This window comes from Hallella sp. (assembly GCF_037460745.1).
Lineage (GTDB): Bacteria > Bacteroidota > Bacteroidia > Bacteroidales > Bacteroidaceae > Prevotella > Prevotella faecis.
The window spans coordinates 1-21,358 of record NZ_JAXVAE010000076.1 but is presented as its reverse complement, the minus strand read 5'-3'; the positions used below and the strand labels follow the sequence as shown (position 1 = coordinate 21,358).

Annotated in this window: 10 protein-coding genes; 8 read left to right on the top strand and 2 right to left on the bottom strand. The window is 54.8% G+C overall.

Going from position 1 to position 21,358, the window contains the following annotated elements:
- The first annotated feature begins 373 nt into the window (after positions 1–373).
- The 6 genes from WKK33_RS04030 (at position 374) to WKK33_RS04005 (ending at position 10,003) form a co-directional block, all read left to right on the top strand.
- Positions 374–670 (top strand): nucleotidyltransferase domain-containing protein, encoded by a 297-nt coding sequence (locus WKK33_RS04030; protein WP_215758676.1) that lies wholly within the window; start codon positions 374–376, stop codon positions 668–670.
- On the top strand, positions 657–1,037 hold the full coding sequence (locus tag WKK33_RS04025) for a HepT-like ribonuclease domain-containing protein (protein ID WP_321104810.1): 381 nt from the start codon (positions 657–659) through the stop codon (positions 1,035–1,037). The genes WKK33_RS04030 and WKK33_RS04025 overlap by 14 nt, the downstream gene beginning before the upstream one ends.
- A 60-nt stretch (positions 1,038–1,097) precedes the next feature.
- On the top strand, positions 1,098–2,615 hold the full coding sequence (locus WKK33_RS04020) for an alpha-L-fucosidase (RefSeq protein ID WP_337932597.1): 1,518 nt from the start codon (positions 1,098–1,100) through the stop codon (positions 2,613–2,615).
- A 68-nt stretch (positions 2,616–2,683) separates the two neighbouring features.
- Complete coding sequence (locus WKK33_RS04015) at positions 2,684–3,640, top strand: hypothetical protein (protein ID WP_337569443.1); 957 nt, start codon at positions 2,684–2,686, stop codon at positions 3,638–3,640.
- Between the two features lie 223 nt (positions 3,641–3,863).
- Positions 3,864–5,441, top strand: a complete 1,578-nt coding sequence (locus WKK33_RS04010; RefSeq protein ID WP_337932596.1) for an arylsulfatase — start codon at positions 3,864–3,866, stop codon at positions 5,439–5,441.
- A gap of 431 nt (positions 5,442–5,872) precedes the next feature.
- Positions 5,873–10,003, top strand: coding sequence for a two-component regulator propeller domain-containing protein (locus WKK33_RS04005; protein WP_337932595.1), 4,131 nt, complete (start codon positions 5,873–5,875; stop codon positions 10,001–10,003).
- Between the two features lie 885 nt (positions 10,004–10,888).
- Here WKK33_RS04005 and WKK33_RS04000 read toward each other — a convergent pair.
- Complete coding sequence (locus tag WKK33_RS04000; RefSeq protein WP_337932593.1) at positions 10,889–14,665, bottom strand: ATP-binding protein; 3,777 nt, start codon at positions 14,663–14,665, stop codon at positions 10,889–10,891.
- 175 nt (positions 14,666–14,840) lie between these two features.
- Positions 14,841–15,827, bottom strand: a complete 987-nt coding sequence (locus tag WKK33_RS03995) for a hypothetical protein (RefSeq protein WP_337932592.1) — start codon at positions 15,825–15,827, stop codon at positions 14,841–14,843.
- 476 nt (positions 15,828–16,303) lie between these two features.
- Here WKK33_RS03995 and WKK33_RS03990 point away from each other — a divergent pair, with 476 nt between their 5' ends.
- Both WKK33_RS03990 and nifJ read left to right on the top strand, forming a co-directional pair.
- Positions 16,304–17,491, top strand: a complete 1,188-nt coding sequence (locus WKK33_RS03990) for an AAA family ATPase (protein WP_337570377.1) — start codon at positions 16,304–16,306, stop codon at positions 17,489–17,491.
- A gap of 128 nt (positions 17,492–17,619) precedes the next feature.
- Positions 17,620–21,225 carry a pyruvate:ferredoxin (flavodoxin) oxidoreductase gene (gene nifJ, locus WKK33_RS03985; protein WP_337932590.1) on the top strand — a complete coding sequence of 1,202 codons (3,606 nt, stop codon included), beginning with the start codon at positions 17,620–17,622 and terminating at the stop codon, positions 21,223–21,225.
- Positions 21,226–21,358 lie beyond the last annotated feature (133 nt).

Genomic DNA, 21,358 nt, shown 5'->3' with positions numbered 1-21,358 from the left:
GCGAAAAGCCTCGGCGTTGCGTGCGGTTGCGGCTTTCTCGCCCGCCCATCGAACGTTTCTCGCTTTATTCTCGCCCATATTTCGCCCACCCATTGCCCAATTTTCTTCTTCCCCTATCATCCCGTCGTTCTGCCCTTGCGCCTGCTCTTGTTCCGTCCTGGTGCTTTTCTCCTGTTCCGTGGGGATATATGGTCTATAACCCTACGTTCTGCCATTTGGATAGGATAATTGTTCTACGACCATGTTTTTTTCGGTTATCACAACCGAAATGTCAATCCTTTGTCGTACCTTTGCATACGAATAGACCTAAATAAATGACAATAACGCATTGCCCCAATTACCTCTTTAAAGCAGTTTTGCAAAGAATACCTTTATGAAGACCACCAAGGAATACATATCACTGATTGCTTCACATGCCGAAGAGCTGAAAACATTGTTCGGCGTTAAGTCGTTGCGCATATTTGGTTCCGTATCGCGAAATGAGCAAAATGACGGCAGCGACATTGATGTGTGCGTGGATATGGAACCTAAAATTTACATGATGGTTCGTTTGAAGCGCTTTTTGGAAGATCTGCTTCAGTGCTCGGTTGATGTGGTGAGAATCCACAAACACATGAATCCTTTCTTACTTGAGGAAATAAATAAAGATGGTATCTATGTCATTGAATAGAATAAGAGGGCTTTTCAACCAAATCAGGCAAGCAATCCTTCACCTAAAGGAATGGAATCAAGACATACTCAGTTCTGACGACTATTACTGTTCACCCGAGGGAATGAAGGTGCTTGCGGCGAGTTGTATGCTAATAGAAGCTATCGGTGAGAGCGTAAGGCAGATTGATAAAATATCCCAATCGAAGCTACTATGTGAACGTCCCGAAATACCTTGGCAAGACGTAATCGGTATTCGTAACCATATTGCGCATGGCTATTTTGACATTGACGGTGATATGGTTTTGGATGTCGTGAAAAACGACTTGGATGATTTGTTGACTGCCGTAGAGTATTTCGTCGATAAGTTTCAGGTCGAAGACCAGTAAACATAGTCTCCACTACTACCTAAATTCTGCAACATCATTATCTTCATATATTATCTACCTATGACCAAACCCATTCTGGCCTTTGTGGCCTGCCTACTTTTCCCCATGGCCATCCATGCCCAGTCGGCGCCCTTCGACATGACGCCGCAGCAACTGGCTAACCCCGACAATGAGCCGGCTTACGTCTTTCCTGTGCCCACGCGCCGACAGATGAGCTGGCAGGAGACGGAGTTTTATGCCTTCTTCCACTACGGCATGAATACCTACACCAACCGTGAGTGGGGACTGGGAAGTGAGGATGAGCGCACGTTCGCTCCCACCTTGCCACCCAATCCCAAGCAATGGCTCGAGGCCGTGAAGGCCGCTGGCATGAAGGGTGGTATTGCTGTGGTGAAGCATCACGACGGTTTCTGCCTGTGGCCCACGGCTACCACTACCCACTCGGTGGAGTTGGCGGGCAACGAAAACGGCCGACAGACCAATATTCCACGCGACTTTGCCAAGGCGGCACGTCAGCTAAAATTGAAATATGGCTTCTATGTGTCGCCATGGGATCGCCACAACCTGCACTACGGAACCGACCGATATGTCAACGATGTGTTCCTGCGCCAGTGTGCTGAGCTGGCTCAGTATGGCGACGATCAGTTTGAGATGTGGTTCGATGGCGCCAATGGCGGCGACGGATACTATGGCGGACGCAACACCACGCTGAAGGTGGACCGCTCCACGTATTACGACATTCCCAACTTGCGCGACTCCATTCATAAGGTCTGCCCCGACATCATCTTGTGGGGTGTGGGCGGTGAGGCCCGGTGGATTGGCAACGAAGAGGGCTGGGCAGGTGAGACCAACTGGTCGGCCGAGGAAGTGGGCTACGCCCCAGAGAACAATGGTATGTACGGCACCGAGGACGGATGGGCCTGGGAGGCGGGCGAAAGCGACGCCAAACTGACCGACCACGGATGGTTCTGGCATAACGGAGAGAAGCCCATGTCGGCCGAACGACTGTTCCGTATGTATCTTGAGACGGTGGGACGCAACTCAACGCTCATCCTCAACTGCCCTCCTGGACCCGACGGACGCCTGCCCGAGGCCGACGTTACGGTGCTGAAGGAGTTTGGAGTGATGCTCAAGAGTCGCTTGGGCAACGACTTGGCGCGCAAGGCCAAGATACAAGCCACCAACATAAGGCAGGCGGGTCGCAAGCGCAACTATGGTGTGAAGCACCTCACCGACGGCAAGACGCTCACCTATTGGGCCACCGACGATGATGTGAAAACGGCTACGCTCACCCTCACATGGAGCCGCCCGCAGACGGTGCGCTACGTGGATCTCATGGAGCATATACGTCGCGGACAGCGTGTTAGGGCCTTCCACATTGAGGTTTCGACCGATGGACAGCAGTGGAAACGTGTGGCCAACGGCTGCAAGACTACAACCATCGGCTATCGTCGCATAGTGCCTCTCAACGGCAGCACGGCCAAGAACTACGACCAAGGCTTGACGGTCAAGGCCCTGCGCATCGTCATCGATGATAGCAAGGCGTGCCCGTTGCTGCAGAAGGTGGCCGTTTACTAATCGTGTGTTCGTGCCATTACATGTGTCAATCATCTGTTTACACCCCTTCGCATACCACATTTCACATCATGAAAAATAGCATATTCCTATTCATATCGTTCCTTTGCGCCATGCCTGCCATGGCCCAGCATATCGGCTTTGAGCAGAAAGATTATCGCGCCATCGGCGTTTACGACCGTTGGGAGGACTCGCCTTTCCGCGATGGAAGGCTCGAAGGTCACACCGCCATCACAACGAACCCCGATCGTCGGGGCAACACCAGCGATAATGTCGTGGCCTTCAGGCGTTCGCATCTGGCATCTAACATCTATGGTGTGCGCATCGATCTCGCCAAGCCCTTTGCCCTTACGCCCCAAGGAAAGGTAGTTCACGTGCTCGTTAATCGCCCGCAGGGCGGTAGGGTGATGCTCGTGGGACTTGGCAAACGCCACGACCGAGTGGGCCAAACCGCCGATGTGGAGCAGTTCTGGGTCTACTCCACGACCGACGTTCCTCATGGACAGTGGGCCGATGCGGTGTTCCCTATCAAGAGTGCCAATGGCGTAGACATCCACAGTTTGGTGCTGGTGCCCGACGCCGAGTCGACACACACACTGGCTGCCGACTGGATTGCCTATGTCGACGACATCCTCGTGGACGACAGCAGCGAACCTCGCATCAGTCTTAATAGCGCCAAGGGTGCCGCCGAAGAGGCCGCCGACGCCCAGCAAACCACAGCCAGCGTAACGGCTGCCAGTCGCAATGGTACTGTGGTGGCTGCCGATGGGCAGACGCTCAACAACTTCCTCGCAGAGAAGAACAAGGCTCTTGTCGTGAAGGTTCTGCCTGCCCCCGGCTTCGGCTGCAAGGGCTTGCGCGTGAGGTTTGGTCATAAGCTTGCTGGTCCTCAGAAGGTAGGCGGCCAACAGATGTGGCAAGAGGCGTATATAGGCGATAAGCAATTCAACAACGGCCAGTGTGTGATCCCAGCCGAATACATCGTCGGCGAAGTGGAAATTGAGGGCGACTTCATCTCCGTGAAGTGACCTGTCGGCCCATCGCTCGGCGCCCGACGCTCTGCCGTCTCGGAGGTCTTGCCCAATGGTTTTGTGCGTCTTGTGCGCTCACTCAACGGGGCTTGATTGGGGCCTAAGCGGGGCGCGTTCTCTCAGACAACGCGCCTTGGCTTGTCGCGTCAAACATCAAAAAGAACATGTCGGGGGCGCTCGAGCCTCGGCAAACAACCTATTCTATCACCAACAAATCATTATGAAACATCAAGAAGAGAGCAACGTCCTCTTGGCTTCGGCGTTACTCATGCCGTTGGCACTCACCGCCACGGCAGTGCAAAAGTCGCATCACCAACGCACCGACAAGCCCAACGTCATCTTTATCGTGGCCGACGACCTTGGTTATGGCGACCTTGGATGCTACGGGGCGCAGGGCGTGTCCACGCCTAACGTGGATAAGTTGGCCAAGGAGGGTACGCGCTTCACCGACTGCCATGCCGTGGCGTCGATCAGTACACCATCGCGCTACTCGCTGCTCACGGGCGAATATGCTTGGCGTCGTCCCGACACCGATGTGGCTCCGGGCAATGCGGCAATGATTATCAAGCCCCAACAGCTCACCGTGGCCGACCTTTTCAAGAGTCGCGGCTATGCTACGGCTGCCATAGGAAAGTGGCATCTCGGCTTGGGCGACAAGACAGGCGAGCAAGATTGGAACGCTCCGCTTGCTGCCGGACCGGGCGATCTGGGTTTCGATTACTCGTATCTTATGGCCGCCACGTCGGATCGTGTGCCGTGTGTGTTCATCGAGAACGGCATCGTGGCTAACCACGACCCATCGGCTCCCATTGAAGTGAGCTATCGCAAGCCGTTCGAAGGGGTGCCGACAGGGCAGACAAACCCCGAGCTGATGTATAACCTCAAGCCGAGCCATGGCCACAACATGGCTGTGGTAAACGGCATTGGCCGCATCGGATACATGAAGGGCGGTGGCAAGGCCCTGTGGAAGGACGAGAACATTGCCGACTCGATTACGGCCCATGCCTTGAACTTCATCAAGCGTCATGCCGACGAACCGTTTATGATGTATCTCTGCACCAACGACGTTCACGTGCCCCGCTTCCCGCATCAGCGCTTCCGCGGCAAGAGCACCTTGGGCCTTCGTGGCGACGCCATCGCGCAGTTCGACTGGACGGTGGGTCAGGTTACGAGCCTCTTGAAGAAGCTTGGCCTCGACGAGAACACGCTTGTCATCCTCACCAGCGACAATGGTCCGGTGCTCGATGATGGCTATCAGGACCGCGCCGAGGAACTTCTGGGCAACCATAAGCCCTCGGGACCGTTCCGCTCAGGTAAGTATAGCAGCTTCGAGGGAGGAACGATGGTTCCGTTTATCGCCAGGTGGCCGAAGACCATTGCTGCCGGACAGCAGTCGGATGCGCTCATCAGCCACATCGACCTGATGGCCACCATGGCCAGCCTGTTGAACGTTCCCATTCCACAGCGCGATGCCGCCGACAGTCGCGACCAACTGCAATCGTGGCTCGGCAAGGACAAGGTTGGTCGCGATTATGTGGTGGAACAGAGCACCTCACGTGTGCTGTCGGTCAGAACCAAGCAATGGAAGTACATTGAGCCCAGCAATGGCCCGAAGATGATTACTTGGGGCCCGAAGATCGAGACGGGCAACGACAAGCTACCACAGCTCTACAACCTCAACGGCAATCCGTATGAAACGACCAATGTGGCCGCCGAAAACCCAGAGACCGTGAGCCAAATGCAGGCCATCATACAGAAGGAACGCACCGCACACAAGGCGTCTGTCCAAGTGAAATAAGCGCTTCGCCAACATTCGGTAGCGCATTAACCCTACTGCCGCCTCACCCATGCCGTCGACAAGATCATGGGCGAGGCGGCTTTGTTTTTGGTAGAATGGTGTTTCCCAATGCAAGAAACGTTGACAAGAATCAACAACATCCTTATCTCCTTTCCGTTCCGTTACAATGACCGATGGGGGCTCGTCGAATGTGGGTGAGAAACGAACCGTTAAACAACGATAATGGTCTTTTGGCATCTTTCTCGACGAAAAAGTGGGGCGTTCATCCCTTTTCATGTAGAAAAATGTGTATATTTGCACCTATGTAGATAGAGAATGGGCGCTTGCGGAATGGGCACCCAATACATGATTCGGCCATGCGGAATGGCCGTGGCCATATCGTCGGTTTGTCGGCCGATGCAGGCTAATCTTCCAAAACGGAACATAACGGAATGAAAACCCTAATAACTCGCAACCCCTTGGGGCGTTGGACGTGCATGCTCATGGCCAGCCTGTTGTTGTGTGTCCTTACGATTCAAGGCCAGTCGTTGGCCCAAATGCGCCTTGTACCCATCGACTTGTCGGAGACCATCCCCGACAACGACATCACCGCACTCTACCAAGACCACGACGGGTTTGTGTGGATTGGCACATCCAACGGCCTTTACCGTTACGACGGCCGTCATGTGCAGTGTTATCGCAACACGCTGCTCTTCCCGCACCTGCTTCCCTCCAATGAGATCACCTGTATGCTTGACGATGGCAACAACCACCTTTGGATTGGCACGCGCCAGGGGGTGTGCCGCATGAACCTGAAGGATGGAAGCACCCAAAGCTATGACTTCAAGGACTTCGCCAATAGCAACATTGTGAAATGTATGCTCTTCACCCGCGACGAGACGCTGTGGATCGGAAGTGAGGGAGGACTCTATCGCTATCAGCCGAAGGACGACACCTTTGTGCTTCAATGCAGCGAAAGGGGCAATGCCAAGGTGCCACAAGCATCCATCACCACGTTGTTTGAGGACCATAAGGGATATGTCTGGATTGGCACGTGGGACCACGGGCTCTACCGTTACAATCCATCCGATAAGAGTTTCTACGCCATGCCCTCGTTTAATCCGCAACAATCGGCTCATGTCGTGTATGAGAGCAATGGGGTGTTGTGGGTTGGAACATGGGGCAGTGGACTCTATAAGATCAGCAATCCTTACGACACCAACAAGCCCCTGAGGCTCACCCAGTACACCTTGGTCAACACAAACGGACGGTTGCAGTCGAACATTATATGGGACATCAACCGTGACCAGAACACGGGACTGCTCTGGGTGGGAACCAACGAAGGCCTTACACTTGTGGAGAATGCCGACCAGCCCCATAGCAACCTGTTGGCCTTGCCGGCTTCCCTGAATCCGGAGCCCGATTATTTTGGCAGGGGTGCCTCATGTTTCTTATGCGACCGCGACAACCAGATGTGGGCGGTTGCAGGTCAGCATGGAATGGTTCTGGCTCAAACTAACCCTTTGTTTTTCAGCCAACGCTTGTTGCCCCCGCGCTATTTGTACAATGATGTCATTACGTGTCTTGAGGTCATGCCCAACGGAAACGTGTGGGTGGGATTGCGACGCAAGGGACTTCTCGTTTATCCTGACAACAAGAAGGACAACTACTCCCTGGTGTCTTTACCGTCGTCCGCCAGTTTCATCAAGCCCCTGACGGCTAACGCCGCCCTTGTGGGAACAGAGTTTGCGGGACTATATGTCGTTGAGAATGGCAAGATTACGCGGCAATTCAACAAGGATAATTGCCCTTTCATCAAGACGGACAATATCTACTGTCTTGCTTTCGACAAACATTCCAACTGGCTCATAGGCACCTATCAAGGTTTGAGCGTGCGCTTTGCCAATGGAAAGGGGGTGCATGTGGAGGGCAAGCAGCTTGGCTTGCTCGCCAATTCTGACATCCGATCCATCACGAGCGCCGCAGACGGAACCATCTGGCTGGGCACTCGCAAAAACGGACTGCTTAGGTTGCGGGGCGACCTAAGCAAACCAAACGACATGACGTTGCGTCAATACACTCGATTGGCCGACACCGAACTGGTGTTGCGCAACGTGTTCAAACTGCTCGTCGACCGCCGCGGACGTGTGTGGGCCTGTACCAAAGAGGAGGGTCTGCTCGTTTACGACGCCAAGAGCGACATGTTTGTGAGCGCCAGCAGTCGCTTCGGAATACCCGATAAGGAGGTGTATAGCATCGAGGAGAGCGTCAACGGCAACCTGTGGATCGCTATGCGCAACGAGTTGATATGCCTCTCGTTCGACACCGATGGGATTGTGGGTGGCATGCGCACCTACCAGCGACGCATGGTCATCGGATCGCAATACTTTGGCTACGGGCAGTCGTCGGCCAACAACGCCGACGGCATCACGTTTGGTTTCAACACCGGTTTCGTTTCGTTCCCCGACCTTCTTCCTGCCGGCGAGGCCAATCCGTTCCGCCCCATGATTACCGACATCTTGGTTGATGGCACACCCATTAGTGTTATGAAAGAGGACGATCGCAACGATGTCAGCCCACTGCTGCCTCCCTACACAGAGACGCTTACACTTGCGCCCATGCAGCGTGAACTGACGCTAAGGTATTCCTCGTTCAACTACAACAGTGAGACCTGTCCGCGTTTCTCTTACCGATTGGAGGGCTACGACGACGATTGGATGTATCCCGACGCCAGTCAGAGCGAGGTGGTGTATAGTAATCTGACGCCGGGAAGCTATACCTTCCGCCTGCGCCATACCGACGCATCGGGCAACTGGAGCGCCGACGAGCAGGTTATACACATCCATGTGTTGGCGCCCTTCTACCTGCGCTGGTATGCGTGGGTGGTCTATGTGATCCTGATGGGGTGTGCCATCTACATGGTGGTGCGCTATTTTAAGAACAAGGAAGAAGTGAACCGCCAGTTGCAGTTGGCACACATGGAGCGCCATAACATTGAACAACTGAACCACAAGAAGCTGCAGTTCTTCACCAATATCACCCACGACCTGATGACGCCGCTCACCATCATATCGGCCACTATCAGCCAATTGGTGCAAACCTACCCCGAGGCGAAGGACGATTGCCGAACCATCAATAGCAACGTGAACCGCCTGATGCGCTTGTTGCAGCAAATTCTGGAGTTCCGTAAGACCGAGACGGGCAACCAGCACCTGCGTGTGTCGCAGGGCTCTGTGAGCGATTTTGTGCGCAATGAGGTGGAGAGCATCATGCCCATCACGTACAAAAAGAACATCCGGTTGTCGGTAAACTGCCAGCCCGAACACATTGAGGGCTACTTTGATTGCGACAAGCTCGACAAGATACTCTACAACCTCATTTCGAACGCCACGAAGTATAATCGTGAGGATGGCCACATCGAGGTGTCGCTCACCTGCGACGACGGCCAATGGGCCATCATCCGTGTGAAGGACGATGGCGCGGGCATTGCCGCCGACAAGTTGCCTTCGCTCTTCCAACGGTTCTACGAAGGCGAGCACCGCCGCTTCAACACCTATGGCATGGGCATTGGCCTGTCGCTGGTGAAGGACCTTGTGACGCTTCACCATGGTACGGTTGCGGTGGAGAGCGAGTTGGGAAAGGGCAGCACCTTCACGGTGACGCTCCCCATCAATCGTGATGCTTTTGCGGAGGAAGAGATAGAAGACTCCAACCAGATGATGGTGGCCAACATGAGCACCACTGCCGACACCAAGCCCGTGAGGCCGGCCAACAAGCAGGCACCTACCATCCTTGTTGTGGAGGACAATGAGGAATTGTTGCTCCTGCTCAAGCGCTTGCTCGAACCCAACTACCAAGTGCTCACCGCCTACAACGGGCGCGAGGCCATCGAGGTGGTCGACAACGAGAAGGTGGACCTCATCCTGACAGATGTCATGATGCCGGTGATGGACGGCATAGAGATGACGCGGGAGCTGCGCAATAGGCCGGACGCCCCCAACTGCCCCATCATTATGCTTACCGCCAAGCACGACGACGAGGCGCGCGCTGAGGCTTACCAGGCAGGCGCCGACGCCTACATCACCAAGCCGTTCAACACATCGGTGCTGCAGGTGCGCATCAAGAACCTGTTGCAACACAAGGAAAAGGCCGACAAGGAAATCAGCGACAAGCTCTTTGGAGGCATCAAGGATGTGAAGATTACGGGCTCCGACCAGGAGTTTCTCAATAAATGCATCGAAATGGTGCAGCAGCATCTCGACAACGCCGATTTCGATTTGCCCACCTTCGCTGAACTGATGAACACGAGCAAGTCGACGCTTTACAAGAAGCTGCGCATGATAACGGGCTTGAGTACCTCGGCTTTCATACGCTCCATCCGCATGAAATCGGCCATCGAGTTGCTGCGCAAGAATCCCAATGCCCATGTGTCCGACATAGCCTATGCCGTGGGCTACAACGACCCCAAGTATTTCTCATCGTGTTTTAAGAAAGACTTCGGTTGTCTGCCCACCGAGTATGCCAAGCGCGAGGCGTCGGCTTCATCGCAGGGCGAAACCGAAGATGCGCCCAGCAAAGCCTAATGGCGTTGGCTGAGGCGAATGGTAACGAAGACGCGCCTGTCGTGTTTTTTGGTTAGAAACTTGTGTCGTGATTTTGCGCGAACCATAAAGCCAAAATGCCGTTTTGGTGGAATCGGAACGGCCTTTTCGCCCCGACGTTTTGCGAAAAGGCATGTTTTGAGTTGAGGTTTGGCATGTATCGCATCTCGAAAGACCATCGATCGTGTTGCGAAAGACCATCTATCGCACCTCGAAAAGGCATGTTTCGCAGCGTGGAAGATGGAAGACGGAGCGCAGAGAAGATGCGGATTGTGTTAAGGTGTTGATTGACAGGCGTTTGCAAATGTCGCTGAGAATTGCGCATTTGAGAGCGAGGGTGCTTGTCGTTGGGAATAAGTGTTAAAATAAGGAGAGGCCTGTCGGCTGTTTTCAAGGTGCCAAAGCCCGAAGGAAGTGGGGGTTGAGGCTGGTTGCCTATCGGCTATGTGATAGGCGCGTGGTTGCGAAGTTTTTGTGCGAAACATACAACAGACCATAAATTAACCATGAACGATTCATCAAAAGAATCCTTTTGCGTCCAAGCGAACACTCTCGTGTGTTCTTGGATAAACCCAAATCGGTCATTAGACCGAAATGGGTGAGTTATTATGATTTTATGGTTTCTTTCCAACTCTTGTCAGCGTTTCTTTCGGCATCTTGCTTCCGGTTGCGTTTCGCCATAGCCCGCTATGGCTTCAACGCACCCGTTGCAATCTGCTCGAAACAAACGCAAACAAGAATTGAAATCTAATGACCGATTTGGGATAAAGACTGAAATATAGAATCATTCGTGGTTAATTTATGGTCATGTTTGCTGAACGATAAACACCTGTTGTGTATGATAGTGGCATCAATGCCTACACCTTATTAAAAGGTGGGAGGCAAGGGTAGCGCATTTTTCACGTCGGGCGACATGGTGGCAATGGGGAATCCCAGGGTGCGCGCGTCGCGGTCGAGGATGGTCTTGGCCTGCTCGAATACTGAGGCGGGCGCAATTTCGTAACCCAAGGCACACTCGGCAATGCCCTCGTTCACCAGTCGGTCGCCGCGGTTCGACAGTCGGCATTCTGCGATGCGCCCGATGGTGTCGAGGCGCACCATGACACGGCCGCCCGTCTTGCTCTCGCGCGTTACGCTGACAAGGCCGTCGTCGTTGGAGGCGATGGCGGCAAAGAGTAGGCGCGAGCCGGTGTAACGGTTGTAGGAAATGTAGTCGTCAACCTTTATCAGTTCCCTGATGGGCACCTTGCCTATGGTGAAATCCTCGTAGCCCAGTATCAGGTAGTGGTCGCGCAGGTCGTCCTCGTAGACGGGCAACGTTAGCTCCGAGGTGTCGTCAAAGTCGTAATCGGTAATCTTGCAGAACTTGCCGTTGGGCATAAACTTCAGACATGCCTCGTAAGGCAGGAATCCCTCGGCATATTCCACCAACACGTTCTTGCGCCCACTGCTGGTAAGAATTGTCGGCGCTGTTGGCACAGGGGCCTCTGGTTGAGGCGCGGCTAACGGCGCTTGGACGGCCGTGGCCGGTTGGGGGGCTTCCTCAGGCTTGGCGATTGGCGTCGTCGGAGCCTCGGTCGTTGGGGTTGTGCCCTGTAGTTCCTTGGCGCGTTGCTCCTGTCGGCGCGCGTTGTACTGCTCAAATTCGACCTTCGTTAGGTGGCGGTTGCCACTGCCGTTGCGGTACACCCACTTGCCGTCGATGTCGACGCCAGGTGCGTAGGCATTGACCGTAACCACCAGCACGTCCTTGCCGCTGGTGTTGTCGGTGTCCCAGGCGGCACTCACAAACGACGCCACACTGTTGCCCCAGGTGAGCGCCACGCCGTCGAGCACGGCGCGCTGGTACTTGTCCTTGTCGCCGTGAAACTCCTTGTAGCACAGGTCGTCGTACACACCCACGCCCGCACCGCTGTCGTTGGCGCCGATGTAGAGCGTGCCGCCGTCGGTGTTGAGGAATGCCGCGATGACGGTGAGGATGGTGCGCATCTGTCGCGCCATGTCGGGATAAGAGTCGTTGTCGGGTGGATAGACGATGGATGTCTTAAACTCCACCGTTTGCGACTCGATGCCGCCTCCGTATGTCTTCAGGTGCGACTCGTAGCCGTTGAGGCGCAGGGCGTTCTTTATGCGGTTCAAGATGTCGTTGGCCTGCGGCTCCATGTTGTTCTCGCGCAGAATGTTGTAGGCCATGGCGAGCGAGGCCATCTCGCGCGTCAGGCCCTGCGTGGTGGCGCGCAGGTGCTGCAACTCATCGTCGTGCACTTGGTAGCCCATGTAGCTGATGATGCGCAACTGCTGTAGTTTGTCGCGCAGGGGCGTGTCCTCGGCGAAGAGTTCGCCGTCCTCGCTCTGCAGACGGTCGAGCTGAGCCGCGTCGACCGTGTCGTTCACGGCAAAGTCGTAAAGCATCTCGATGAGTTGCTTGCGGCCGCGATAGTAGTCGGCGCGCGCCTCGCCATCGGGCATCATCAGGCAGAGCACGCGTGCGTAGGCAATGTAATTGTAGGAGCGCACATAGTCGGCGTCGATGGCCGCCATGCGATCAAGTATGCGAATGAGTTCTTTCACATAGGTGGCGTCGAGCAACTTGGCGTCGCTCTCCACGTCGGTTGCGGTAGGTTGGGTGTCGGGCTGGGGAACGGTGGGCTCGTCGAGGGTTTGGTCGTCGCCCACCGCATATTCGAGGAGCAGCTCGTGGAAGGCCACCATCGGGTTCACCTTCTCGCCGTCGGCGCGGTCGACAATGCGGCAACGAAGGTGGAAGGCGTCGTCGGCCTTGCTCTCGTAGATGGCGTTCACCAAGTCGCCACGCTGCAAGTCCTCGTCGAAGGAGCCCGTGAGGCTGACGCTCTCGCCGTAGACGCTGATGGCCGGAACGTAGGGTTTGTTGGATGAGGCGCTACGGGCCGTGCCCAGCGAGCACACCACGGGGTCGCCGGGATTGTAGTTTTCGCACACGAAGTCTTTGATCAGTTCGTTCATAGAGAGGCGGAACAGGCCGTCGCTGTCCTCGTCGACGATGCGTGCTTCGAGCACCAGTGGGTGGCCAGTGGTGCCTTCAAACATCCACAGAGTCACATGGCGCAGGTATCCCACCACGTCGTGCAGGTATAGATAGCCACGCTCCTCGCGTTCGCCCTCGAAGGAGCAGTAGAGCAAGTCGTCGTCGTCCACGCCCTCTTCCACACGTCGGATGCAGATGTTCACCCTGTCGCCCACGCTATGGAGCGACTTTGGCTTGGCTGCTTGGGCAGAGGCTGTGGGGCTGACCGATGAGGCGGCGTTGGCCGTGAAGAGGTCGCGCTCGATGGCTTCCCATAGGCGCTTGCTGTCCTTCACGGTGATGTCGCCCGAGAGCGAGGGCATGGCGCGGCGGTCGGCAATGACCTGCAGATGGCCCCAGAGCGCTATCTGGTCGGGCAGAACCGTCTTGGCTTTCGGGTTGTCGGTCTGTAGGGTGATGCCTTCTGGGCCGACATTGAGGCGCACCTGGCCGTCGATGTAGCAACTGTTGGTGCCTACGGGCCATGACGCTGCGTTGGCTGGACTGCGTTTCAGGGCATAGGCCACATGGTCGCCAGCCGTTTCGGCCAGCGAGTATTTGGGACGGTAGAATCGGTTGCCCAGCAAACTGTTGATGGCAACATTGAGCAATCCCTTGTTGTTGAAATTGTCGATGTAGGTGGATAGCACGCAGAGACGTGAGAGGTTCACGCGCTCGTCGAGGGTGGGTGGGGTGGCGTCGTTGGTTTGCTCGCCCAACAATAGGAGTATGCTGAGTGCCTGCATGAGGTTGCGCACGAGGCGGCCGTTCTCGGAACTGCGGTCCACGCGCCCAATGTTCTCGTCGATATACAGTTGCAACGTCCTCAACAGGGTGTTGTTGAAGGGCGGTTTGGTCCAGATGGCAAGTGGCCAGCGGCGCACCACGTCGAACAAACGGCCAATGCAGTTGTCCACAAGTGAGCGGTCGATCAGGAAGAGGCATGCCAGTATCCGGAAGTTGGTGTCGGGTTGATACACGTATCCGGCCTTGTCGAGCTTGTCTAACAATTGGTCAACAAACTGCATGGCGTTGCCCTCGTCGAGCAAGTCGCAGGCGCGAATGTATCCGTCGAGCGTGTCGATGGCCTCAGTGAGACGCTGCTGGTAGGTGTCGCGCTCGGCGGGCGTGCAGAGGCCGAGGAAGTCGGTTTCCTCCATAAAGCGCGTCACGGCCTGCCGAACGGCCGTGAGGTCGCACTCGTCGGCCATGAGCTTGTCGATCCATTGGCGGCAAGCGGCGGTATAGGTGAGGTCCTCCACCTCGCTCATCAGCAATAGCGAGGCAAAGCCAGCGCCGTTCCAGTCGCCCCGAACGGTGTCGAGAAGCGTGTTGATGGCCTCTTCGGAGACTTGGCTGTTGGAGGCGGCAAGGGCTTCTTCCTCGTCGAGCTCCACCTTCGGGCGAAACTGCCCTTTGGCGGTGACTCGGCAACGAAGGGCCTGGCCTTTGGTGATGTGGAGGCCGGCGGTGTGCTTCAGATAGACGTGCAGACCTGCGTCGTCGACCAGGTCGCAGAGGTCGTCGTGGATGGTGTGGACGGTGAACACGTAGGTTTCGCCCACCTCGTAGGGTATCGGTTCGTTTTGTTTAGGCATAGCTGTATGCTTGTTTGCTGTGCTGCGGCTTGCGCAATGGGGGAGGAGCGTGGCCGTCAGACAGGTTGGATGTGTATCCTTCTTATTCTGTTAATCTTTGTAAAGTTACAAAGAAATGACGCAACACACCGTATTCTGCCTTAAAATATAGGAATGATTAACACATCGAACCTCATCAGACGAGCAATGCCACGTGGCCCATAGTGGCGCGCAGGTTCATCTCTACGCAGGGGTGCAACAGCAAGGTGTCGTCCTGCCGCACCACCATCATGTCGATGCCCAGCGGTCCGGCGTAGACGTTGCGCAGCGCGTCGCCCAGCAAAAGGCACAGGCGGTCGATGATGTGGGTCAGCGGTTGGCGGTCGATGTAGGCGCTGAGCAGTTGCCATTTGGCCGATTCGTCGATCACGAGGTTGCCCACATAGGCGCCATGTTCGGTGTAGAAGAGCGAGAGGCCGTTGAAATGGACCGAGCCGTGGCCGTCGCTCGTCAGTTCAACGCCGAAGTCCAACACCTTATTATAATAGGGCTCTATCATCACGGCACCCTGGTCGGCGATGATGCGGGTGAGCCACCCTTGTGTTGAAGGTGTCAGGTCATGGACCGACAACGGTCTGACTCCGCGCCCGCTGCTGCTCCAAGGTGCCTTCGCCATAACGTTGCTGTGGCGTTGCAAGAGGTTGAGGCAGCTGTCGAGAGTGGTTGCTGCATGGCTCTCTCCAATCGTTCCGGGCGCTTCGCGTAGGGGAGTGAGCAGGTTTTCAGCCGCCCAGGCGCGGTGGCTCATGCGGCGAATGGCATCGAGTTGGACGTCGGTGGGAAGCCATTCGGAGGCCACTCCTATCTCGCGAAGCTCGTGCACGATGGAGCGATCCCAACCCCAAGGGCATAGGCGAAGCTCGGATGGCGGCACGGAGCGTAACAGTTGGCGCGCCATGTGGCGGTCGGCCAATGTGGCTTGTAGGTCGCGTCCTGTTGACGCAAAGGCTTCATGGGCAAAGGAAGCGTCGTCTACCAGCACCACATCGCCCTTTGGGGCCCACAACGCAGGCAGGAAACCAAGGTCGTGGCGCAGCTCGCGGGCGGCTCGTGGGGGTGTCATCCGGTCGCGGTTGGCCGCCAGCATGATGTCGTGTTCGGGGTTGAAAATATATAAATCCATCGTTTGTCAGGGTTCAATTGGTTAGCGCAAAGTTACGAAAAAAGGGCCAACGGGAGGACGAAAGCGTCAACCTTTTGCGGTAAGAAGCTCATTCTTTTGCGGTGATAAGCCCATTCTTTTGCGGTAAGAAGTCCTTTCTTTTCTGGGTGTCTTGGCTTTCTTTTGGAGTGCTCGGTGGGTTCTCCGGCATTCGCAGGGTTGGCTTGTCGCCTTTGTTCGTCGATGTTTCTGACGACTTCGAACCATGGCTTACTTCGCATTTTGTGCATCTTTTGTCATGGATGCCTTGTCGAATTGCCTGCTTCGCCCCGTTTGCCGACGCTCTCCGCCCCAATGTTGCATAGAGGCGGCTCCTCACGAGCGTTCCGATAAGATTAAAAAATATAAAATGCGAAACTTTTGCAACCTTGACTTTGCAATAATAAAATAAAGTATTATCTTTGCATCGAATTACCGAGCTAATCAAAAAGATCGCTATGGAGGTTTTCTTTCGTACACACGCCTACCTCGTGGAGCATAACAAAGCGACAGTCAAGCGCGTCCTCATGGACGAGATTGACTGGAGTGAACGGCTCATTGGTATTAAGGGAACGCGCGGAGTGGGAAAGACTTCGTTCCTGTTGGAATATGCCAAGGAAAACTATGGCAAGGAAGACCGTAAGTGTCTTTATATCAACATGAACAACTTCTACTTCCAAGGACGTGGGTTAGCCGATTTCGCCGAGGATTTTGTGAATCAAGGTGGACGTGTGTTACTCATCGACCAAGTGTTCAAACAGCCCAACTGGAGCCGTGAACTGAGGTTGTGTTACGACCGTTTCCCACAACTCAAAATCATCTTCACGGGATCGAGTGTCATGCGATTGAAGGAGGAAAACCCAGAGATTGGCGGCATCGTAAAGAGCTATAACTTGCGCGGTTTCTCGTTTCGCGAGTATCTGAACCTCATGACTGGAGAGAATTTCCAGCCCTATACGCTCGACGAAATCGTAAATAACCACGAGCATATCGTTAAGAAAATCCTGCCCAGTTGTAGTCCGGCTCGCTATTTTGGCGATTATTTGCACCATGGATTCTACCCATTCTTCCTGGAAAACAGTAACTTCTCGGAGAACCTGCTCAAGACCATGAACATGATGACCGAGGTGGACATACTGCTCATCAAGCAGATAGAACTGAAGTATCTCACAAAAATCAAGAAGCTGTTTTACTTGCTCGCTGTCGACGGGCCGCAGGCGCCCAACGTCTCGCAATTGGCTCAGCAGATCGATACCAGCCGCGCCACGGTGATGAACTACATCAAATACCTGGCCGATGCGCGGCTCATCAACATGATTTACTCGCCAGGACAAAGGTTCCCGAAGAAGCCGGCAAAGGTCATGATGCACAACCCCAACCTGATGTACGCCATCTATCCCATCAAGGTCGATGAGCAAGACCTCATGGAAACGTTCTTTGTCAACACCATGTGGAAGGACCATCTCGTCAACCAAGGCACCAAAAACCAGTTCTACCTCATCGACGGAAAGCAGAAATACCGAGTGTGCGACGCCCGAGCCACAGGCAAAGTGAGATACACGGGCGACACCATCTACGCACGATATAACACGGAGGTGGGCCGCGACAACCAAATACCGCTCTGGCTCTTCGGCTTCCTTTATTAGCCAATGGCTAACAATGGAGTCGCCAAAAACCATAGCTTAGGTTGCCACAAACCACCGACCAACACCCCAACGATACTTTACAATAAAACAAAACGATACATAAACATTAATCATCTATTTTAAGAAAAATGGCAAAAGAAAAGAAATTCATGACATGTGATGGTAACACCGCTGCCGCGCACGTGAGCTACATGTTCACCGAGGTTGCTGGTATCTACCCCATCACCCCGTCTTCTCCTATGGCCGAGCACGTCGACGAATGGGCTGCCAAGGGGCGTAAGAATCTTTTTGGTCAGACTGTCAGCGTACAGGAGATGGAGTCTGAGGGTGGTGCCGCTGGCGCTGTTCACGGCTCACTGCAGGCCGGTGCCTTGACCTCTACGTACACAGCTTCACAGGGCTTGCTCCTGATGATCCCCAATATGTACAAGATTGCCGGTGAGTTGCTGCCTTGCGTATTCAACGTTTCCGCTCGTACGTTGGCCAGTCACTCACTCTGTATCTTTGGTGACCACCAGGATGTTATGGCTTGCCGCCAGACAGGTTTCGCCATGTTCTGCTCAGGCTCTGTGCAGGAGGTGATGGACCTCTCTGCTGTGCCTTACCTCTCCACGCTCGAGAGCTCTGTGCCTTTCATCAACTTCTTTGATGGTTTCCGCACCTCTCACGAGTATCACAAGGTTGAGGAGATGGACATGGAGGACATCCGCCCGCTCGTTAATCCTGAGTGGATTAAGCGTTTCCGCGACCGTGCTATGTCGCCTGAGCGTCCTGACACGCGTGGTACCGCAGAGAACCCTGAGACATTCTTCACACACCGCGAGGCTTGCAACAAGTATTACGAAGCCATCCCCGCCATCGTGGAGAAGCACTTGGCTGAGATTTCAAAGATCACCGGCCGCGAATACCACCTCTTCAACTACTACGGTGCACCCGATGCAGAGCATATCATCGTGCTCATGGGATCGGCTACCGAGGCCGCTCGTGAGGCCATTGACTTCCTCACCAAGCAGGGCAAGAAGGTCGGTATGGTCGCCGTTCACCTCTATCGTCCGTTCAGCGTGGAGGCCATCCGCAAGGCTATCCCCGACACGGTGAAGCGCATTGCCGTGCTCGACCGCACCAAGGAGCCTGGAGCCGATGGCGAGCCTTTGTATCTCGACGTGAAGGCTGCCCTCTACGACGATCCTCGCAAACCGCTGATCGTTGGTGGCCGCTATGGTCTCGGTTCATCAGACACCACACCCGCCAAGATCATCTCTGTGTTCAACAACCTCGATCTCAACACTCCGAAGGATCACTTCACAGTGGGTATCGTCGACGATGTTACGTTTACCAGCCTGCCTGAGGTGGAGGAAATCCCCATGGGTGGTGACTCATTGTTCGAGGCTAAGTTCTTCGGCTTGGGTTCAGACGGTACCGTTGGCGCCAACAAGAACTCGGTGCAGATCATTGGTAACAACACCAACAAATATTGCCAGGCATACTTCTCTTACGACTCTAAGAAGTCGGGAGGTTTCACTTGCTCACACTTGCGTTTCGGCGACGAGCCCATCCACAGCGCATACCAGGTGAACACGCCAAACTTCGTGGCTTGCCACGTACAGGCTTACCTGCACATGTATGATGTGACACGTGGCCTTCGCGACGGTGGTACATTCCTGCTCAACACAATTTTCGATGGCGATGAGCTGGTCAACTTCATCCCCAACAAGGTGAAGCGCTACTTCGCTAAGCACAACATCACGGTGTATTACATCAACGCAACGAAGATTGGACAGGAAATTGGCCTTGGCAACCGCACCAACACCATCCTGCAGTCAGCATTCTTCCGCATCACTAAGGTGATTCCTACTGAGCTTGCTGTGGAGCAGATGAAGAAGTTCATCGTGAAGTCTTACGGCAAGAAGGGTGAGGATGTGGTCAATAAGAACTACGCCGCCGTTGATCGCGGTGGCGAGTATAAGCAGTTGGCTGTTGACCCCGCTTGGGCAAACCTCGCTGATGACGCAGTGGTCGAGGACGACGCTCCCGCATTCGTGAAGGAGATTGTTCGCCCGATGAACGCTCAGGCCGGTGACCTGCTGAAGGTTTCTGACTTCGTTAAGTTCAACACTACTGACGGTACATGGCAGACAGGCACAGCCGCTTACGACAAGCGTGGTGTGGAGGCATTCGTTCCTGTTTGGAATGTGGAGAACTGTATCCAGTGTAACAAGTGTTCGTTCTGCTGTCCTCACGGCTGTATCCGTCCGTTCGTTCTCGACGAGCAGGAGGCTGCTGGCTTTGATGGCGAGACTCAGGATATCTTGGCTCCAAAGGCAATCAAGGGTATGAAGTTCCGTATGGAGGTTTCTGTTCTCGACTGTCTGGGTTGCGGCAACTGTGTTGACGTTTGCCCGGGTAAGAAGAACAAGGAGACAGGCAAGGTTGAGAAGGCCCTGAAGATGGTTCCTTTCAACGTGGACGATCCCGCAATGAAGAAGGAGGCCGACAACTGGACTTACCTCGTGAAGAACGTGAAGTCAAAGCAAGCCCTCATCGATATCAAGCAGAGCCCGAAGAACTCTCAGTTCGCCGACACTCTGTTTGAGTTCTCTGGCGCATGCGCTGGTTGCGGTGAGACTCCGTATGTGAAGCTCATTAGCCAGCTTTTCGGTGACCGTGAGATGATTGCCAACGCTACAGGTTGCTCAAGCATCTACTCGGCTTCTGTACCTTCTACTCCTTATTGCAAGAACGACAAGGGTCAGGGTCCTGCCTTCAACAACTCTCTGTTTGAGGACTTCTGTGAGTTTGGTCTGGGTATGTCACTGGCCAACAAGAAGATGAAGGAGCGCATCTGCCACTTGCTCAATGAGGCCAAGGGCAACGAGAATGTTCCTGAGGAGTTCGTAGCAGCCGCCGACAACTGGATGGCCAACATGAACGACGCCGACGGCTCTAAGGCCGCAGCTGCCGAATTGAAGCCGCTGATCGCAGCTGGCGCAGAGAAGGGCTGCCCCATTTGCGCTGAGCTGAAGACCCTCGAGCACTACCTCGTGAAGCGTTCACAGTGGATCATCGGTGGTGACGGTGCTTCTTACGATATCGGTTACGGTGGTCTTGACCACGTGCTTTCTACCGGTGAGGACGTGAACATCCTGGTGCTCGACACCGAGGTTTACTCTAACACAGGTGGTCAGTCGTCTAAGTCTACTCCTATCGGTGCCATTGCACAGTTTGCCGCCAGCGGTAAGCGTGTGAGCAAGAAGGACCTCGGTTTGATGGAGACCACTTATGGTTACATCTACGTGGCTCAGATTGCTATGGGTGCCGACAACGCTCAGACCTTGAAGGCTATCCGTGAGGCTGAGGCTTATCCCGGACCATCGCTCGTTATCGCTTACGCTCCCTGTATCAACCACGGTATTAAGGGTACGAAGGAGGAGAAGCGTAACATGGGTCGCTCACAGCACGAGGAGGCTCTGGCCGTTGAGTGCGGTTACTGGCACCTCTGGCGTTTCAATCCTGAGCTCGCCAAGGAGGGCAAGAACCCGTTCCAGCTCGACTCTAAGGCTCCGCAGTGGGATAAGTTCCAGGATTACCTCATGGGCGAGGTTCGCTTCTCTTCATTGAAGAAGGCCGATCCCGAGCACGCAGAGGAGCTCTTCTGCGAGACGGAGAAGAGCGCTAAGCGTCGCTACCAGGCTTACGTCCGCAAGAGCCAGGAGGATTGGACGGAGATTATCTAATCCCATTCCCAGCTAATGTTCTCCCGTCATAGGGAGCAATCATAATGATCCCCGCAAGTGGCACAAGGTCTGCTTGCGGGGTAACTATTCAGCGAAAGGGCATGGCGGGGTATCAAGCCTCAAATAAGGCTTG